The organism is Mesorhizobium sp. M1169, assembly GCF_040318345.1.
GTDB lineage: Bacteria > Pseudomonadota > Alphaproteobacteria > Rhizobiales > Rhizobiaceae > Mesorhizobium.
The window spans coordinates 67,608-85,274 of the sequence record NZ_JAMYME010000021.1; the positions used below are offsets into that span (position 1 = coordinate 67,608).

The 17,667-nt window shown below is 64.6% G+C and carries 16 protein-coding genes and 1 pseudogene; 10 read left to right on the forward strand and 7 right to left on the reverse strand.

The features are described from left to right. Positions 1-87: 87 nt before the first annotated feature. From gnd to NKH41_RS20415, 6 genes are all read right to left on the reverse strand, one after another. Positions 88-1,512: an NADP-dependent phosphogluconate dehydrogenase gene (gene gnd / locus NKH41_RS20390; protein ID WP_352766991.1), complete on the reverse strand. Its 1,425-nt coding sequence runs from the start codon at positions 1,510-1,512 to the stop codon at positions 88-90. A gap of 140 nt (positions 1,513-1,652) precedes the next feature. Continuing rightward, entirely contained in the window at positions 1,653-3,290 is a 1,638-nt protein-coding gene (locus NKH41_RS20395; protein ID WP_352933524.1) for a copper resistance CopC/CopD family protein, read from the reverse strand. A gap of 52 nt (positions 3,291-3,342) precedes the next feature. Next, positions 3,343-3,858 (reverse strand): YcnI family copper-binding membrane protein, encoded by a 516-nt coding sequence (locus NKH41_RS20400; protein ID WP_352766988.1) that lies wholly within the window; start codon positions 3,856-3,858, stop codon positions 3,343-3,345. A 25-nt stretch (positions 3,859-3,883) separates the two neighbouring features. Beyond that, a complete protein-coding gene (locus NKH41_RS20405; protein ID WP_352766987.1) occupies positions 3,884-4,420 on the reverse strand; it encodes a copper chaperone PCu(A)C in 537 nt (178 codons plus the stop codon). A 101-nt stretch (positions 4,421-4,521) separates the two neighbouring features. Next, a complete protein-coding gene (locus NKH41_RS20410) occupies positions 4,522-4,878 on the reverse strand; it encodes a DUF2946 family protein (protein WP_352766986.1) in 357 nt (118 codons plus the stop codon). Positions 4,879-4,997: 119 nt separating this feature from the next. After that, positions 4,998-5,900 carry a GntR family transcriptional regulator gene (locus NKH41_RS20415; protein WP_352766985.1) on the reverse strand — a complete coding sequence of 301 codons (903 nt, stop codon included), beginning with the start codon at positions 5,898-5,900 and terminating at the stop codon, positions 4,998-5,000. A 255-nt stretch (positions 5,901-6,155) separates the two neighbouring features. Here NKH41_RS20415 and NKH41_RS20420 point away from each other — a divergent pair, with 255 nt between their 5' ends. From NKH41_RS20420 to NKH41_RS20440, 5 genes are all read left to right on the forward strand, one after another. Continuing rightward, complete coding sequence (locus tag NKH41_RS20420; RefSeq protein WP_352577423.1) at positions 6,156-7,661, forward strand: UxaA family hydrolase; 1,506 nt, start codon at positions 6,156-6,158, stop codon at positions 7,659-7,661. A 315-nt stretch (positions 7,662-7,976) separates the two neighbouring features. Next, entirely contained in the window at positions 7,977-8,972 is a 996-nt protein-coding gene (locus NKH41_RS20425) for an ABC transporter substrate-binding protein (RefSeq protein ID WP_023675208.1), read from the forward strand. 104 nt (positions 8,973-9,076) lie between these two features. Next, positions 9,077-10,630: a sugar ABC transporter ATP-binding protein gene (locus NKH41_RS20430; protein ID WP_352766984.1), complete on the forward strand. Its 1,554-nt coding sequence runs from the start codon at positions 9,077-9,079 to the stop codon at positions 10,628-10,630. After that, the gene (locus NKH41_RS20435) at positions 10,627-11,592 is read left to right on the forward strand and encodes an ABC transporter permease (RefSeq protein ID WP_352448376.1); all 966 of its coding nucleotides are present in this window, start codon (positions 10,627-10,629) and stop codon (positions 11,590-11,592) included. The genes NKH41_RS20430 and NKH41_RS20435 overlap by 4 nt, the downstream gene beginning before the upstream one ends. 70 nt (positions 11,593-11,662) lie before the next feature. Then, positions 11,663-12,679: a zinc-binding alcohol dehydrogenase family protein gene (locus NKH41_RS20440; protein WP_352613111.1), complete on the forward strand. Its 1,017-nt coding sequence runs from the start codon at positions 11,663-11,665 to the stop codon at positions 12,677-12,679. An 18-nt stretch (positions 12,680-12,697) separates the two neighbouring features. On the opposite strand, the gene phnF is transcribed toward NKH41_RS20440, so the two are convergent. After that, positions 12,698-13,441, reverse strand: a complete 744-nt coding sequence (phnF, locus tag NKH41_RS20445) for a phosphonate metabolism transcriptional regulator PhnF (RefSeq protein WP_352766983.1) — start codon at positions 13,439-13,441, stop codon at positions 12,698-12,700. Positions 13,442-13,576: 135 nt separating this feature from the next. Between phnF and phnG the strand changes: the two are divergent. From phnG to phnK, 5 genes and pseudogenes are all read left to right on the forward strand, one after another. Beyond that, positions 13,577-14,036: pseudogene (gene phnG / locus NKH41_RS20450) on the forward strand (phosphonate C-P lyase system protein PhnG). Then, positions 14,036-14,644 (forward strand): phosphonate C-P lyase system protein PhnH, encoded by a 609-nt coding sequence (gene phnH, locus NKH41_RS20455; protein WP_352766982.1) that lies wholly within the window; start codon positions 14,036-14,038, stop codon positions 14,642-14,644. Before phnG ends, phnH begins: the two are co-directional and overlap by 1 nt. Before the next feature lies 1 nt (position 14,645). Then, a complete protein-coding gene (locus NKH41_RS20460) occupies positions 14,646-15,758 on the forward strand; it encodes a carbon-phosphorus lyase complex subunit (RefSeq protein WP_352766981.1) in 1,113 nt (370 codons plus the stop codon). Further along, the gene (locus tag NKH41_RS20465) at positions 15,755-16,726 is read left to right on the forward strand and encodes an alpha-D-ribose 1-methylphosphonate 5-phosphate C-P-lyase PhnJ (RefSeq protein WP_352766980.1); all 972 of its coding nucleotides are present in this window, start codon (positions 15,755-15,757) and stop codon (positions 16,724-16,726) included. The genes NKH41_RS20460 and NKH41_RS20465 overlap by 4 nt, the downstream gene beginning before the upstream one ends. After that, a complete protein-coding gene (gene phnK, locus NKH41_RS20470) occupies positions 16,723-17,499 on the forward strand; it encodes a phosphonate C-P lyase system protein PhnK (protein ID WP_352685857.1) in 777 nt (258 codons plus the stop codon). Before NKH41_RS20465 ends, phnK begins: the two co-directional genes overlap by 4 nt. The last annotated feature ends 168 nt before the right edge of the window (positions 17,500-17,667 follow it).

The window sequence follows — 17,667 nt, forward strand, 5'->3', positions numbered from 1 at the left end:
TAAAGCCAAGCGTCGCCAGTGAAGGCTCCCGCGCAAGAGTGTCCACTTTGGACCTCGGCCAACGCTGCTTTGATGACCGACATGGCGCTAACCCGCCGCTCCGCTCCCCCACGGGCCATGGAAAGCGCCCTGCCCATCGATGCGCTCGAAGCCGTGCGCGCCGAAGAAATCGCGCTGCGCCTGGATCAGGTTCGAAGTGCCGCGGCCCTGCCGGTAACTGTCGAAATAGGCAAGTGCAGATGACAGGGCCGGCACCGGCGAGCCGGCTTCGGCCGCCCTTGCGACGACACGGCGAAGCGACGGATGTGCCTCCTGCATCAATGAGACGAAAGCCGGCGCCATCAACAGGTTGGTGGCTGCGCCGCCGCCGCCGAAGGCCTCCGCCATCGTATCCAGCAATTGCGAGCGGATGATGCAGCCGGCCCGCCAGATCTTGGCGATGACCGGCATCGGCAGGTTCCAGTTGAATTCCTTCGACGCGCCGCTCATCACCGCGAAGCCTTGCGCGTAGGCGGCGATCTTGCCGGCAAACAGCGCCAGCTCGAGATCGGCGAGCAGGGCGTCCCTGTCTCCGGAAATCTTGCTCACGCCGCCGCCATAGACCTTTTCGGCGGCCAGCCGCTCGTCCTTGATCGACGACAGTACGCGTGCCGCCACAGCCGCCTCGATCGCGGTGGCCGGGATGCCGAGCTGCTGCGCCTCGATCACCGACCATTTGCCGGTGCCTTTCTGGCCGGCGCGGTCGAGGATGATGTCGACCACCGGTTTGCCGGTCTTGGGATCGTCGGCGGCCAGCACCTTGGCGGTGATCTCGATCAGGTACGAATTGAGCCTGCCCGCGTTCCACTGGGAAAACACCTCAGCGATCTCTTTCGGCCCCATGCCGAGCCCGTCGCGCAAGATGCCGTAGATCTCGGCGATCATCTGCATGTCGGCATATTCGATGCCGTTGTGGATGGTCTTGACGAAATGGCCGGCGCCGTCGGTGCCAAGCCACGCCGCGCAAGGCTCGCCCTTGAACTTGGCCGAGATCGCGGTCAGCACCTTTTCGACGCGCTTCCAGGACTCTTCGGTGCCGCCGACCATGATAGAGGGACCGTGGCGTGCGCCCTCCTCGCCTCCGGACACGCCCATGCCGATGAAGGTCAGGCCCGAATCGGTAAGCTCGGAGAAGCGCCGCATCGTATCGCGGAAATTGGCATTGCCGGCGTCGATGACGATGTCGTTGGCCGACAGCACGCCGCGCAATGCCGCGATCTGCTCGTCGACCGGCTTGCCGGCCAGCACCATGATGATGATCGGCCGCGGCGGCCGGATCGCGGCGGCCAGTTCTTCGAGGCTGTAGCAGGGCACCACCCTATCCCGAAGCGCGCCGGCATTTTCGACAAAGGCATCGGTGCGCGCCGCGGTGCGATTGAAGACGGCTATGCGGTGCCCCTTCTCGGCGATATTGAGTGCCAGGTTGGAGCCCATCGTGCCAAGGCCGATCAGGCCTATTTCGGCTTTTTCCATCGTTTCTTCCCTGCTTTCGGATCTTGTTGGTTTGAGCCCGCGATTGGGTTGGACGCCCATTCTTGATGGCGATGATTGACGGGGGTTCGCGGCCGCGTCAACCGCCTCGCCGAATTGTCTTGCGTGGACCAGCGCTGTCTTCATGGCCGGATATCGATCGGCGCTTCGATCTTCACCATCTCGAAATCCGAGACCAGGATATCGAGCCGGGCCGTCCACCGGCCGGAGACCGGAATGACGAGATCGTCGACGCGCCAGGTGCCGTCGCCAAGCCTCGTCGCCGGGCGTTTTATCGGCTCGACACCGGAATCAGGCTTTGACAGGACCAGCGTTACCTGCTTGGCGTCGAGCGGGCCGAAATCGCCGGTCATGATGAAGATCGAAGCGGCAACAGGTCCGGTGTGCCCGGGCGCAATGCTGAGATCGGCCATCGCTTGCAGCGTGTGGATATGCACCGACGCCGGCTGTGCCGCGGCGATCGCCAGCGCGCGCGGCGGCGGCGTGAAGCGCCAGCCGGCGGCAACGCCGAAGATCGCCAGCACGATCAGCACCTCGATAAAGATCGAGCGGGCCAGCCGCCGCTGGACTTCCGTTTCGCCCGCCTCAGCCGGGGCCGTAAGCTTGAAGCGATTGACGGCGGCGAGCGTGAACAGAAAGACGAGCAGCACCAGCTTGAACAGCAGCAGCCGGCCATAAGCGGTATGGACCAGCGCCGACGGCGTTTGCACCTGGATGACGGCGAGCACGATGCCGGCTGCCGCAAGCACCGCCACGACGAACAGGATCGCTCGTGAAAACCGGCGCAGCAACGGCCCGGCTTTGTCCGGCTGCCGTTTCAAGGCAAGACCGAGCGGCGCCAGCGCCCCGGACCAAATCGCGATACCAGTGGCGTGCAGAAACACCATCGGCCGGGTCAGCCATTGCGGCTCGGCGGCACTGGCATGCCCGCTGGCGGCAAGTGCTGCGCCAACGCCAACCAGTCCGGCCAAGGCCAGCGGCTTTGCGTCGGCGGGCGGCATGACCAGCGATAATAGGCTCAGGCCGAGCGCCATCAGCGCGATCAGCACCGTCCAGCCGAAGCTGGTGCCAAGCCCGGTCTGCCAGATGACCGGCTGCGCCAGCCGGGCAAGCGGGGCGCCGAGTGCATCCAGCCCCTGGAAACCGAGCGACAAAAGTGCGGCGGCCAGCCCGCACAGGATCGCGGCGACGATCATGTTCTGGCCGGATCGGCCGCCTTGCGCCAGCCAGCCTAGCGCAAAGGCACCGCCGACACCGAAAAACAGGCCGATGTATAGAAAAACCTTGCCGATCCAGATCGCCGTTCGAAGCGCCCGGTCGACAGCTTCGGAGGCGGCCGGCGCAGCACTCGGCGCACCGACCGAGAACAGCACCGAGCCGCCGACCGGATGGCCGTCGGCGGAGATTACCCGCCAGCTCAGCACATGCGTGCCCGACGTCAGCGCCTGCGGATTGTCGATCTCGACGGTCTGGCCACTGAGCCGGAAAGAGCTCAGCGGGATCGACGTCCCGTCGGGCCGCACCAGTGTCAGCACCAGCGGCGAAACCGGCTCGCTGAAGGTCAGCGACATCTGCGACGGGCTCTGCGCCAGCACCGCACCGTCAGCCGGCTCGGCCTTGATCAGCGCCGCGTGGGCGAAGGCTGGATCAGGCATGGCAATTACGGCGAGCAGCACGACGACGGCCAGCAGCCCAGCCACAAGCCGGCCAGAATAGTTGCCGGCCATGCAAGCTTGCCGCAGGAAGGATGCCGCGCTCATCTCACCGCCAAGAGCAGCGGCGCGCTCATCCGCCAAAGCGCGCCGCTGGAGCTCACTTCGGCAGCAGCTTGAGGCCGGGCGCCGGAAATTCCAGCGAGTCCTCAGCCTGCCCGGCCGCCGGAATTTCGATCCAGCGATCTGCAATGCCGTCACATTCCTGCACCACCGGGAAATGCAGCGTCTGGCCTGCCGGCAGGTCGGACGCCAGCGTCGCGCGAAAGACGAATTCGTCGTAGAACTCGTCCGGCAGGCTGCCGGCGCTCCAGTCGATCTCCTTGACGCCGTTGGTCACTGCCTGGCCGTAGAGCTGGTAGGACTTCTCGTATTTGCCGTTCTTGACCTGCAGCGTCCAACCCGGCTTCGGCATCGGTTTGACCGAAAGCACCCCTTCCGGGATCTGCACGCGCACGGCGGTCGTCGCCTTGCCCTCGCAGCCATGCGGCACCCGAAGAACCGCCTTGTAGGTCGAGCCCACCGCCGCCTCCGGCGTTTCGAGCGTGATGTGGGCAAAGGCCGCGCTGGTCCCGAGGACAAGAAGCACGCAGCCGGGCAAAAGAGATTTCTTCATGACGGTACCTCTCGAAGCGGCCAAGTCAGTCGTCGTCCTGGGGCGCCGCGCTGCCGATGCCTTGCACGGCGAATTCAATCTGCAGAGGCCCGGCTTTTTCGAAGGTCAGCGTGGCGGAGAACGTTTCGCCCTCCTTGGGCTGCCGCTTCAAATCCATGAACATCAAATGATAGCCGTTAGGCGCCAGCGCGACCTTGCCGCCAGCCGGGATTTCGAGGCCGCCGGTGACCGGCCGCATGGTCATGACGCCATTGCTGACGCCCATCTCGTGCAGTTCGGCCTTGGCCGAAATGTCGGAGGTGATCGACAGCAGGCGATCCGCCGCACTGCCGGTGTTGGTGATGGTGAAGTAGCCGCCGGCCACCTTGGCGCCGGCTGGCGTGGCGCGCGACCAGGGGTGCCCGATCTCGAGATCGCCAAGCTTGAACTCGTGTGCCAACACCGTCTGGGCGCTGGCGAACAGGAGGGCAAGAACGCAAAGGGCGATGCCGAGACGCTGCTCGAAACGACCCAGTGCGAAGCGCCTGCGGCTGGATGCGGCAGCGCGAAAAGAGTGAGACATGATTGCTCCGTGGACTTTAAGGGGGATCGCGCCGATGGCCGGTCGCGAACGATGTCAATAAACGCGCCGGCAAAGCGTTGCGCGGCGCGAACCAGAACGGATCAGGCCGTCGCCGGTGGTGCACGCGGATTGGATGGAGTGCGGGCGCGGGCGAAATCGCGATGCCGGAAGGCCGGCAGGATAAAGGCGATGGTTTCGACGGAAAGGCTGCGAGCCAGGCTCCCGGCGGCATCGGGTGGCGCGTAGACCGCCGAAACGAGGTTGCAGCCAAGCATGCAGCAAGCCGGCATGTGCTGCTGATGCGGATCGCCGGCGGGGAGTTGCGCCGCACCGTCATGGGTGCAGATCGTGTTGCCGAAAGCATCGAATTGCGAGGCGTTCGGCGCGACGCCGGACGCAAACGCGCCGAACATCGACTGGAGCATGAAAAGCCAGGCCGCGGCGAACGCGACCGGCATGCTCCATCGTCTCCGGCGTATGGTCAAGAACCAGCCTCTTCACGCAGCAACGTCAGCTCTCTAGCACGGAGCCGGCGGCCGGAAAATCGCCAAAACGTTGCTGCGGCAACGCAACACAATCACGCGCGTTGCGGCTGCCTGCCCTCGGGAATCGACGTCAGCAGCGTGTGGCGGGCCGATTTCAGGTGCTTGCGGCAGGCGGCGTCGACCTTGGCGAGATCGCGCGATTTGAGCGCGGCGATATAGGCGAGATGCTCCTGGACCGCGACTTCGTTGCGCTCGCGCTCCTGCGCCTTGTTCCACTGGTAGTGGTAGTGGAAGATCATGGCGATGACGTCGTAGAAATCGACGATGAAGCGGTTGTGCGACGCCCGATGGATCAGCCGGTGAAAGCGCTCGTCAAGCTCGGAGAATTCGTTGAAGCGCACGGCGATCTCGCGCTTCAGCCGGTGATGCTCGTCTTCCAGGCGGTCGAGGTCGGCCCACACCGGGCTGTCCTCGGGCAGAGCGGCAAAGGCTGCGGCCGAGCGCAGTTCGAACATCTCGCGGATTTCGGTCAACTCCAGCGCGAAGGCGCGGGTAAAGCCTTTCAGCACCCAGTGGCTGTTGCGGCGCTTCTCGATCAGCCCGAAGCGCGAGAAGCGGATCAGGAATTCGCGCACGCTGGTGGTGCCGACGCCGATCTCACGCGCCAGTTCGAGCTCGTTGATCTGCATGCCGGCTTCGGCACCGCTGGCAAGCAGCCGCCGCATGAAGGAGCGCTCGATGATCTCGGCCAGCGTGTCGGTTTCTTCCTCGGGGAAGAAATCGTCCGGTCGCGGTTCGCGCAGGACCGTCTTGCTGCGCTTGTTCCAATCGATCAGCCCGGTTTCTTCCATGCGCGCAAGGATAGTGCGGACCGTCGTGCGGCTGACGCCGAGCAGCGTACCCAGCTCCGGCTCCGAAGGCAGGCTCCTGGTTTCGTCGAGCAGCCTCAGACCGCGATTATAGGCGTCCTTGTAAACGTTGTTGCTCTTCGACATCCCCTGCCCCGTGGCGCATCGGCGTTTGCGGCCAGTGTGAAGCGTTTCTCGCGCATGAAACCGGTACCTTTTCGGAAAACATCATGCGCAACGCTAGTTTTGGTTGTAGAGCCTACTTCTCGCATCCAAAGACGCGTCGCGCTCTGGCGAAAAAACAATTGACGCAAAAATGTTTTTTCACGATAAAAGACATTATATGTTAAGAGCCGCGTGTCAATCCGCTCGCGCACCCAGGAACACACCCAGGAAGCTCCCGTGAACGCCGCAAACAGCATTCTTCTGTCTCCCGCCGACAATGTCGCGGTCGCCAATGGCCGCATCGAGATCGGCACCGTGCTGCCGGGCGGCGCCGTCGCCGCCGCAGTGATCGAGCCGGGCCACAAAGTGGCGATCAAGCCGATTGCGGCCGGCGAGGCCGTGGTCAAATACGCCCAGGCGATCGGCCGCGCCACGCAAGACATCGCGCCCGGCGAGCATGTCCATTCGCACAATCTGGTCTTCGAAAGCGGGCGTTTGCCGGTGGTGCCGCCGAGCGAGGCAGTGCATGCGACCGAGGCCGACCGCGCCCGCACCTTCATGGGCTACCGCCGCGCCGACGGCCGCGCCGGCACGCGCAACTTCATTGGCATTCTCGCCAGCGTCAATTGCTCGGCCACCGTCTGCCACGCCATCGCCGACGCGGCGAACCGCACGCTTTTGCCGCAATATCCCGGCATTGACGGCTTCGTCCCGATCGTCCACGGCCAGGGCTGCGGCATGAGCGCCACCGGCGACGGCATGATGGTGCTACACCGCACGCTGGCCGGCTACGCCCGTCATCCGAATTTTGGTGGTGTGCTGATGGTCGGGCTCGGCTGCGAGGTCAACCAGCTCACCCTCTACGGCCAGAAGGGCGTTGCCGCGGGAAAACGTCATTTCAACATCCAGGAAGCCGGCGGCTCGCGCAAATCGGTCGAGAAGGCGCTGGTCGTGCTGGCCGAGATCGCCGAGGAGGTCGGCAAGCTTCAGCGTGAGCCGATCCCGGTCAGCGAGATCGTCGTCGGCCTGCAATGCGGCGGCTCCGACGGCATGTCCGGCATCACCGCCAATCCGGCGCTGGGTGCCGCGGTCGACATTTTGGCCGGCGTCGGCGGTGTCGGCATCCTCTCCGAGACGACGGAGATCTACGGCGCCGAGCACCTGCTCGCTTATCGCGCCGCAACCCCCGAGATCGCCGCCAAGCTCGACGGTTATGTGAAATGGTGGGAAGACCACGTCGCCAAGCATGGCGCATCGATCGACAACAATCCCTCACCGGGTAACAAGCGCGGCGGCCTGACCACCATCCTGGAAAAGTCGCTCGGCGCGGTCGCCAAGGGCGGCCAGACGCCGCTCAACGGCGTCTTCGGCTATGCCGAAAAGGTCACCGGGCACGGGCTGGTGTTCATGGACACGCCCGGCTACGACCCGGTCTCGGCCACCGGCCAGGTGGCGGGCGGCGCCAACGTCATCGTCTTCACCACAGGCCGCGGCTCCTGCTTCGGCTGCCGGCCGACGCCGTCGATCAAGGTCGCCAGCAACTCGACCATGTATCACACGATGGAGGAGGACATGGACGTGAATTGCGGCGTCATTGCCTCGGGCGAAAAGACCATCGCCGGCATGGGCCGCGAGATCTTCGAACTGATCGTCGAGACGGCTTCGGGCCGCAAGACCAAGAGCGAAGAGTTCGGCTACGGCGACAACGAGTTCGTGCCGTGGCACCTCGGAGCGACGCTCTAAGCCGGTCGCAAACACCTGACGTGATTGCCAGGTGTCACAGTTCGTACACCCCGAAAAAGAATGAACATTCCATATTGACTGTATGATGGAATTAATATTCCATGTGACATATTGGAGGAGATTGGCAGCGGAGTTCCGAGGGAGCAAGTTTTCCCGCCCAGCCATTCGAGCGGCCATCAAACATCGCTTGCGCCGACCGAGGTGATGCACTATCAAAATGCGGTAAATGTTTTTTATTGATAAAGTTCCGTTTGGGCCGCGCCATCCGAATGGAGCTTCCGTAACATTCACCGGGCGACTTAGGGAGGACTCCTAATGAAATTCGTGACCAGCATTCTCAATCGCCGCGCCTTCGTGGCACTCGCAGCCGCCTCGATGCTTGCCGGCGTGATGCACTCGGCCCCGGCATCCGCGGCCGACGCGACCATTCCGATCATCGTCAAGGACACCACGTCCTTCTACTGGCAGATCGTTCTGGCGGGAGCCCGCAAGGCCGGCAAGGACCTCGGCGTCAACGTGCCGGAGCTTGGCGCCCAGGCCGAGACCGACGTCAACGGCCAGATCTCGATCCTTGAAAATGCCGTCGCCGGCAACCCGGCGGCCGTCGTCATTGCGCCGACCGAAGCCAAGGCGCTCGGCAAGCCGATCGACGAGGCCGCCACCAAGGTCAAGATCATCGGTATCGACTCTGGCGCCGACTCCAAGGCCTTCACCTCGTTCCTGACCACCGACAACATCCAGGGCGGCCGCGTTGCCGCTGACGGCCTTGCCGCAGCCATCGGCGAAGCCAATGGCGGCAAGGTCGAGGGCGACGTCGCCCTGATCACCGCTCTTCCGGGCGCCGGCTCGCTCGAACAGCGCGCCCAGGGTTTTAAGGAACAGCTCGCTGCCAAATATCCGGGCCTCAAGCTGGTCGCCGACAAATACGCCGACGGCCAGGCCACCACCGGCCTCAACATCGCCACCGACCTGATCACCGCCAACCCCAACCTCAAGGGCATCTTCGCCTCCAACCTGATCATGGCGCAGGGCGTCGGCCAGGCGATCGCCGAGAACAGTCTTGCCGGCAAGGTCGGGCTGGTCGGTTTCGACAGCGACGAGAAGCTGATCAAGTTCCTCAACGACGGCGTCATTTCGGCTCTCGTCGTCCAGGATCCGTACCGGATGGGCTATGACGGCATCAAGACGGCGCTCGCCGCCTCGAAGGGCGAGAAGGTCGAGGCCAATGTCGACACGGGCGCCAATTTGGTCACCAAGGCCAACATGAAGGATCCGAAGATCGACGCGCTGCTCAACCCGAAGCTCGACTGAGCATAGCCTCAGGTGAACTGTTTCCGGGGCCTTTTCGCCCCGGAAGCATCCCACTCGTGCCAATCGCGAGGCCAATCTTTGGGGGCCAATCTGGGAGGATTGTCATGATGTCGACGGCGCAGGAACTCCATCCGGCCCCAACGCTGGAACCGGGCAGGACCATCCTCGAACTCCGCGGGCTGGAAAAGCGCTATCCCGGCACCCATGCGCTGAAGCCGGTCGATCTCGCCTTCAAGGCCGGCGAGATCCACGCCATCGTCGGCGAGAACGGCGCCGGCAAATCCACCCTGATCAAGCTTCTGACCGGCGTCATGCCGCGCACCTCCGGCGACGTCATCTGGGAGGGCAAGCCTGCCGCATTGGCAACGCCGCATGAGGCGATGGCGCTCGGCATCAATGCCGTGCATCAGGAAGTCGTCCTGTGCCGCCATCTCACCGTCGCCGCCAACATGTTCCTCGGCGAGGAGGATTCCCGCTTCGGCATCCTGCAGCAGCGGGCGATGGTCAGGCAGGCGCAGAAGATCATCGACGATCTCGGCTTCGACCTGCCGGCCCATGTCATGCTGGGTGACCTGACCATAGGCCAGCAGCAGTTGATCGCCGCCGCCCGCGCCACAGTGCGCGGCACCAAATTCCTGATCTTCGACGAGCCGACCGCCTATCTTACCCGCAAGGAGGCCGACCAGCTGTTCACGCTGATCCGCCGGCTGAAGGGCGAAGGCGTCACCATCATCTACATCAGCCATCGCATGGAAGAAGTGTTCGAGCTCGCCGACCGCGTCTCGGTGCTGCGCGACGGCACGCTGGTCGGCACCAGGGACATTGCCGAGACCAATGACGCCGAGCTGGTCAAGATGATGATCAACCGCTCGATCGAGCAGGTCTACCACAAGGAGCATTTCACCCCCGGCGCGACCATCGTCGAAACCAGGAACCTGTCCGGCAAGGGTTTCGAAAATGTCTCGATGTCCGTCCGCGCCGGCGAGATCGTCGGCCTCTACGGCCTGATCGGCGCCGGGCGCAGCGAGTTCGTCACCACGCTCTATGGCCGCCACCGCAAATCGGCCGGCCAGATCCTCTGGGAGGGCAAGGAGGTCAAGGTCAATTCCGAACATGACGCGATCAGGCTCGGCATGGCGCTGGCCCCGGAAAGCCGCCGCGACCAGGGCCTCTGCCTCAACCTGCCGGTCGGACTCAACCTCAATCTGCCGATCTACAAGCGCATCTCCAGCAATCTGCTGATCTCCCGCGCGCAGGAAAAGGCGCAAGCCGATCGCCAGATCGCCGACCTGCGCATCAAGACGCCGACGCGCGGCGCGCTGGCCTCCAGCCTGTCCGGCGGTAACCAGCAGAAGATCGTCATCGGCAAATGGCTCGCCCATGGCGCCAAGCTATTCATCTTCGACGAGCCGACTGTCGGCGTCGACGTGGGCACCAAGGCCGAGATCTACCGCCTGTTCGGCGCGCTGTTGTCCAAGGGAGCCGGCATCATCCTGATCTCGTCCTACCTGCCCGAGGTTTATGAACTCGCCGACACGCTGCACGTGTTCCGGCGCGGCAAGCTGGTGGCCACGCACGGCTTTCGTACCGCTGACCACGAGGAGATCCTCACCCAGGCGCTGGCCGAGAAACAAGAAAAACCGGGAGGACGGATATGAGCACCGAGGCGATCGCTGCCGAAAGGCCGAAACGCAACTACAACGCCCTGTTCGGGCTGACACTGCTGGCGCTGCTGGTTCTTTTATGGATCATCCTGTCGGTGGCGACGCCGAGCTTCGCCTCGGCCAACAACATCTCGAACCTGTTGCGGCAAGGGTCGATGATCGCCATCCTGGCGGTCGGCCAGACCTTCGTCATCATCACCGGCGGCATCGATCTTTCCGTCGGCGCCGTGGTCGGCTTCGCCACTGTCATCGTCGCGATGCTGATCAACGCCGGGACACCGGTTTTCCTCGCCATCCTGATCACCTTGCTGGTCGGCGTCGCCATCGGCATGTTCCATGGGTTCGGCATCGTCAAGATGGGCCTGCCGCCCTTCATCATCACCCTGGCGACGCTGACCTCGCTGCGCGGCATCGGTCTGTTGATGACCAACGGCAACTCGATCTCGATCAACAACGACGCCTTCCAGACGTTCTCGCGCAGTTCCTTCGCCGGCGTCCCCAATCTGTTCTGGATGGTGATCCTGGTCGGTATCCCAGCCTACATCTTCCTGCACCACAGCCGCTGGGGCCGCTATCTGTTCTCGGTCGGCTCCAACGCCGAGGCGTCGCGCCTGTCAGGCGTCAACGTCCAGCGCACCATCTACATGGCCTACACGCTGTCGGGGCTGTGTGCGGCCTTCGTCGGCGTGCTGCTTGCCTCGCGCATCGGCATCGGCAATCCGACGCAGGCCGAGGGCTGGGAATTGCAGGCGATCGCCTCCTCGGTGATCGGCGGCACCTCGCTGTTCGGCGCTGTCGGCTCCGTGCACGGACCGCTGCTCGGCGCCTTCATCCTTGCCACCATCAACAACGGCGCCAATCTGCTCAACGTCAACGCCTTCTGGCAGCGCATCATCACCGGCGTGCTGATCATCGTCATCGTCTATTTCGACGGGCTGCGCCGCCGCGGCAAATAGACTGCCTCCCAACAACCGCCGGCCTCGCGACAGCAGGGCCGGCGGTGCCATGAACCGACTGGATTGAAGCATGAAAGCCGTCGTCTGCCGCTCGCCCGGCGAACTTGTCCTCGAAGATCGTCCGGCGCCTGGCGCGCCCCCCGCCGGCTGGGCGCTGGTCGCCGTCAGCCATGTCGGCATCTGCGGCACCGACTATCACATCTTCGAAGGCAAGCACCCGTTCCTCGCCTATCCCCGCATCATGGGCCACGAGGTTTCTGGCACCGTGATCGAGGTTGGCGAGGACGTCGATCTCGCCGTCGGCGAAGCGGTGATCGTCAATCCCTATCTCGCCTGCGGCAAATGCATCGCCTGCCGGCAAGGCAAGCCGAATTGCTGTGTCATGATCGAGGTGCTCGGCGTCCACCGCGACGGCGCCATGTGCGAGCAGATCCTGGTGCCGGCGCAAAATCTTTATCCGGCAAACGGCCTGTCGCTGGCCGATGCTGCCGCCGTCGAATTCCTGGCGATCGGCGCCCATGCCGTGCGGCGCTCGCTCGCTGATCCAGGTGCGCGCACACTGGTCATCGGTGCAGGCCCGATCGGGCTCGGCACGGCGCTGTTCGCCCGCATCGCCGGGCTAGACGTGATGCTGCTCGACATGAGTGCGGAGAGGCTGGGTTTCGCCGAAAGCGAACTCGGCTTCGCGACCCTCGACGGCTCGCGGGGCGCTGCTGCCGACCTGGTGCGGGAAGCAACCGGCGGCGACGGCTTCGACGTGGTTTTCGATGCCACCGGCAACACCCGGTCGGTGCAGTCGGCCTTCGCCCATGTCGCGCACGGCGGGGCGCTGGTCCTGGTCAGCGTCGTCAAGGACGACATCGCCTTTTCCGATCCCGAATTCCACAAGCGCGAGATGATGCTGATCGGCAGCCGCAACGCCCTGCGTGCCGATTTCGACCATGTCGCCGCCTCGATCCGCAACGGCGCGCTGCCGCTGGCAAAGCTGGTCACCCACCGCACCACGCTTGGCGAGACGCCGCACGACCTCGCCCGCTGGGCGCATGAGAAGTCCGGCCTGATCAAGGCCGTCATTCAAGTCGGATGATGCCAGGGCTGCCGCATCTCAGAGCGCCGACAATTTGAGCTCGATCCGCTCGGCCGGGAAGCGCGACTCCGAAAACTGTATCGGCTGACCGTCGGGCGTGACGTTGACGGCGACCGTCACTAGCACGATGGCGCCGGGCTGCAGGTCGAGGTCAGCAAGGTCGGCGGCATCGGCATGGCGCGCCGACAGCACGGTCGATTGCCTGAGATAGTCGTCGATGCCGAAACGTGCCAGCGATGCGGTGATCGAACCGGTTTCCGCCATGGCGGCATCGATGCCGGCAAAGCGCCTGGCATCGAACCAGCCGGCCGCGCGGGATACCGGCATTCCATCGGCTTCGCCGCGCGTTTCCAGGCGTATCACATCGGCCCCCGTCGCAAGGCCTAAGCCCTCTGCGACACGACGGTTGGCCGGCTCGATCGATGACGCGAGCAAGGTGATATGCCGCTCGGACGCCTGTCCTTGCAATCCCTCGGAAAAGCGGGTGCGGGCGCCGATCGGATAAGACAGCAGCTTGCGCGGCAGCACGAAGGTGCCGCGCCCCTGCTCCGCCCTGAGCACACCCTCCTGCACCAGCGCTGCGATAGCGCTACGCACCGTGTGGCGGTTGACGCCATAGCGTCCGGCCAACGCGATCTCCGGCGGCAGCGCGGCATTCTCGGGAAAATCGCCGGCGGCGATCGAATGCAGGATCTGGTCGGCGATCTGCCGCCACAGCGCGACACCGCTGCGCCGCTCGATGCTGTTGGCTCGTCCGATCATCTCCCGCCCCAATTCCTCGCGCCGATCTTTCGGTCCGTGTCACGTGCCCGTCATGGACACGCGCTAGATAATGGATATAATTTGTATAGTTGTCTATATCAATAGACAAATGAAGGCAGACGAGGAGCACCGGCCATGCGAGGACGGGAAGCGCGAGAGCAGGCCGAGCGCAAGGCCGTGATGGCGACGCTGGCGCAATCGGCCGGCGACGACATCGTCCGCCTCTGGGACGAAGCCGGCCTGCCTTGCGAAGCGGAACTTCTGCGTGGCCCCGAAACCGGCCTGGTTACGGTACGCGGCCGCATCGGCGGCGGTGGTGCCCCTTTCAATGTCGGCGAGGCGACGGTCACCCGTGCCACGGTGCGGCTTGCGTCCGGCCATGTCGGCCACTGCTACGCGCTCGGCCGCGACAAGCAGAAGGCAAGGCTGGCGGCAATCGCCGATGCGCTGTGGCAGGACCCGGCCCACCGCAATGAGGTCGAGACCAGGATCGTTGCGCCCTTGCAGGCGGCACTGGCCAAGGCGTGAACAGCGCCGCGCCGAGACGGCGGCGACCAAGGTCGATTTCTTCACCATGGTGCGCGGAGAAGACTGATGGATATCGCCACTCAATCCATTGAAGGCGGCTTCGCCGATCCGGTATTCAATGCCCAGACCGTATTCCGTGCCGTCATGGACGCGATGGCGCGGCCGGGCAGCGTCCAGCCCTTGCCGGCCCTTGCCCACCCACCGGCGCCGCTGTCGGCCACCGCCGGCGCCGTTGCGCTGGCGCTGTGCGACAACGACACGCCGCTCTGGCTCGACCCGGCTTTGCAGGTGTCGGCGGTGAAATCCTGGCTTGGCTTCCATACCGGCGCGCCGCTGGCCAACACCCCGGCCGACGCGCATTTCGCGCTGATCGCCACGCCGGCCGAGATGATGGCGCTCGACGGGTTTTCGCAAGGCACCCAGGATTATCCCGATCGTTCGACGACGCTGATCCTCGAGGTCGGCGATCTCGTCTCCGGCGCTCCGCTGCTGCTCGAAGGCCCGGGCATCGAGAAGACGGCGACGATCGCGCCGGCGCAAATGCCGCGCCATTTCGTCGAGCAATGGAAGCAGAACAACCAGCGTTTTCCGCGTGGCGTCGATATCATCCTCGCCACGTTCGACGCAATTGCCTGCCTGCCGCGCACGACGCGCATCAAGATGATGGAGGCGTAGCATGTATGTTGCGGTAAAGGGTGGCGAGACGGCCATTCGCAATGCTCACAAACTGCTCGCCGACCGCCGGCGCGGCGACCGTTCGGTGCCCGCACTTCGTCTAGACCAGATCGTCGAGCAGCTGGCGCTCGGCGTCGATCGGGTGATGAGCGAAGGTTCGCTCTACGACAGGGAACTGGCGGCATTGGCGATCGTCCAGGCGCGCGGCGACATGATCGAGGCGATCTTCCTGGTTCGCGCCTATCGCACCACGCTGCCGCGTTTCGGCTACACCAGGGCGATCGACACCGGCACGATGCTGGTCGAGCGGCGAGTGTCGGCGACCTACAAGGATCTGCCCGGCGGCCAGTTGCTCGGCCCGACTTTCGACTACACCCACCGGCTGCTCGATCCCGAACTTGCTACCGGCGGCGATGTCGCCGAGCCGGAACAGCGTGCAGGCGAAGCAGAGGCGATGCCGCGCGTCTCGGCCATCCTCGCCCGCGAAGGCCTGATCGAGCCCGACGGCGACATGCTTGGGGATCATACCCCCGGCGACATCACCCGCGAGCCGCTGGAATTCCCGATGGCGCGGGACATCCGCCTGCAGGCGCTGTCGCGCGGCGACGAGGGGTTTCTGCTGGCGCTTGGCTATTCAACCCAGCGCGGCTACGCGCGCAACCACCCGTTTGTCGGCGAGGTTCGCATCGGCGAGGTCGAACTGGAGCTCGAGGTGCCGGAGCTGCCCTTTGCCGTGCCGCTCGGCAGCATCCGCGTCACCGAGTGCCAGATGGTCAACCAGTTCAAGGGCTCGGCAAAGGCGCCGCCGCAATTCACCCGCGGCTATGGCCTCGTCTTCGGCCAGAGCGAGCGCAAGGCCATGGCCATGGCGCTATGCGACCGCGCGCTGCGCGCCTCGGAGTTGGGTGAGGATGTCATCGCCGCAGCGCAGGATGAGGAGTTCGTCATCTCGCATTCCGACAATGTCCAGGCGACCGGCTTCGTCGAGCATCTGAAGCTGCCGCATTATGTCGACTTCCAGGCCGAGCTCGACCTCGTGCGCCGCATGCGCACCGAGCACGACGCCCGCGAAAATGCCGGCAAGGCCGAAGAAAAGAAGGAGGCAGCGGAATGAGTGCACAACCAGCGGACATCGCCACCTACAACTTCGCCTATCTTGACGAGCAGACCAAGCGGATGATCCGCCGCGCCATCCTCAAGGGCATTGCCATCCCCGGCTACCAGGTGCCGTTTGCCTCGCGCGAAATGCCGATGCCCTATGGCTGGGGCACCGGCGGCGTGCAGGTCACCGCTTCGATCATTGGCCCGGACGATGTGCTCAAGGTCATCGACCAGGGCGCCGACGACACCACCAATGCGGTTTCGATCCGCGCCTTCTTCAAGAAGGTCGCCAATGTCGCCGTCACCACCGAGACGGCCAAGGCGACCATCATCCAGACGCGCCACCGCATTCCCGAATATCCGCTGAGTGCCGGCCAGGTGCTGGTCTATCAGGTGCCCATCCCCGAACCGCTGCGCTTCCTCGAACCACGCGAGACGGAGACGCGCAAGATGCATGCGTTGGAGGAATACGGTCTGATGCATGTAAAACTCTACGAAGACATCGCCAGGCATGGCCGCATCGCCACCACCTACGCCTACCCGGTCAAGGTTGAGGGCCGCTATGTGATGGATCCCTCGCCGACGCCGAAATTCGACAATCCGAAGATGCACCGTTCGCCGGCTTTGCAATTGTTCGGCGCCGGCCGCGAAAAGCGCATCTACGCGCTGCCGCCCTTCACCGATGTGGTCAGCCTCGATTTCGAGGACCATCCGTTCGAGGTGCAGACCTTCGACCAGCCCTGCGCGCTGTGCGCGGCCGAGAACGTCTATCTCGACGAGGTCATCCTCGACGACCATGGCGGCCACATGTTCGTCTGCTCCGATACCGATCATTGCGAGAGGCGGCGCAACGCCCCTACCTCCCCCTTGTGGGGAGGTCGCGCCGAAGGCGCGGGTGGGGGTACTGCCACCGCCTCACCCCCCACCCCGGCGCTACGCGCCGACCCTCCCCACGAGGGGGAGGGTAAGGAGAAGCAATGACAGACGAACCGCTGCTGCGCGTTTCGGCGCTGTCCAAATTCTACGGCTCGCGCGTCGGCTGCGAGAACGTCACTTTCGACCTCTGGTCGGGCGAAGTGCTGGCGGTGGTCGGCGAATCCGGTTCCGGCAAGACGACTTTGCTCAACTGCCTGTCAACTCGACTGCTGCCCAGCTCCGGCACCGCCAGCTACCGGATGCGCGACGGCCAGTTTCGCGAACTTTACCGCATGAGCGAGGCCGAGCGCCGCTTCCTGATGCGCACCGATTGGGGTTTTGTCCATCAGAACCCGGCCGACGGGCTGCGCATGACGGTGTCGGCCGGCGCCAATGTCGGCGAGCGGCTGATGGCGGTCGGCGACCGCCACTATGGAAAAATCCGCGCCACCGCGGTCGACTGGTTGTCGCGTGTCGAGATCGACGAAGACCGCATCGACGACGAGCCGCGCGCCTTTTCCGGAGGCATGCGCCAGCGCCTGCAGATCGCCCGCAACCTCGTCACCGGGCCGCGGCTGGTGTTCATGGACGAGCCAACCGGCGGCCTCGACGTCTCGGTGCAGGCGCGCCTGCTCGATCTGTTGCGCGGCCTAGTCACCGATCTCGGCCTGGCGGCCATCGTCGTCACCCACGATCTCGCCGTAGCACGTCTGCTGTCGCAGCGCATAATGGTGATGAAGGACGGCCGCGTCGTCGAAAGCGGCCTCACCGACCGCGTCCTCGACGATCCGCGCGCGCCCTACACCCAGTTGCTTGTGTCCTCGATCCTGCAGGTGTGACCATGGGACGCATTTGCCTGGCACCTACCCCCACCCCGCTGCTTCGCAGCGACCCTCCCCACAAGGGGGAGGGTAAAACGCCGGCGCCCTACCTCCCCCTTGTGGGGAGGTCGGACCGAAGGTGGGGGTACTCCGGCCCGCAGACAAATGACGATTGGAGAACCCTCT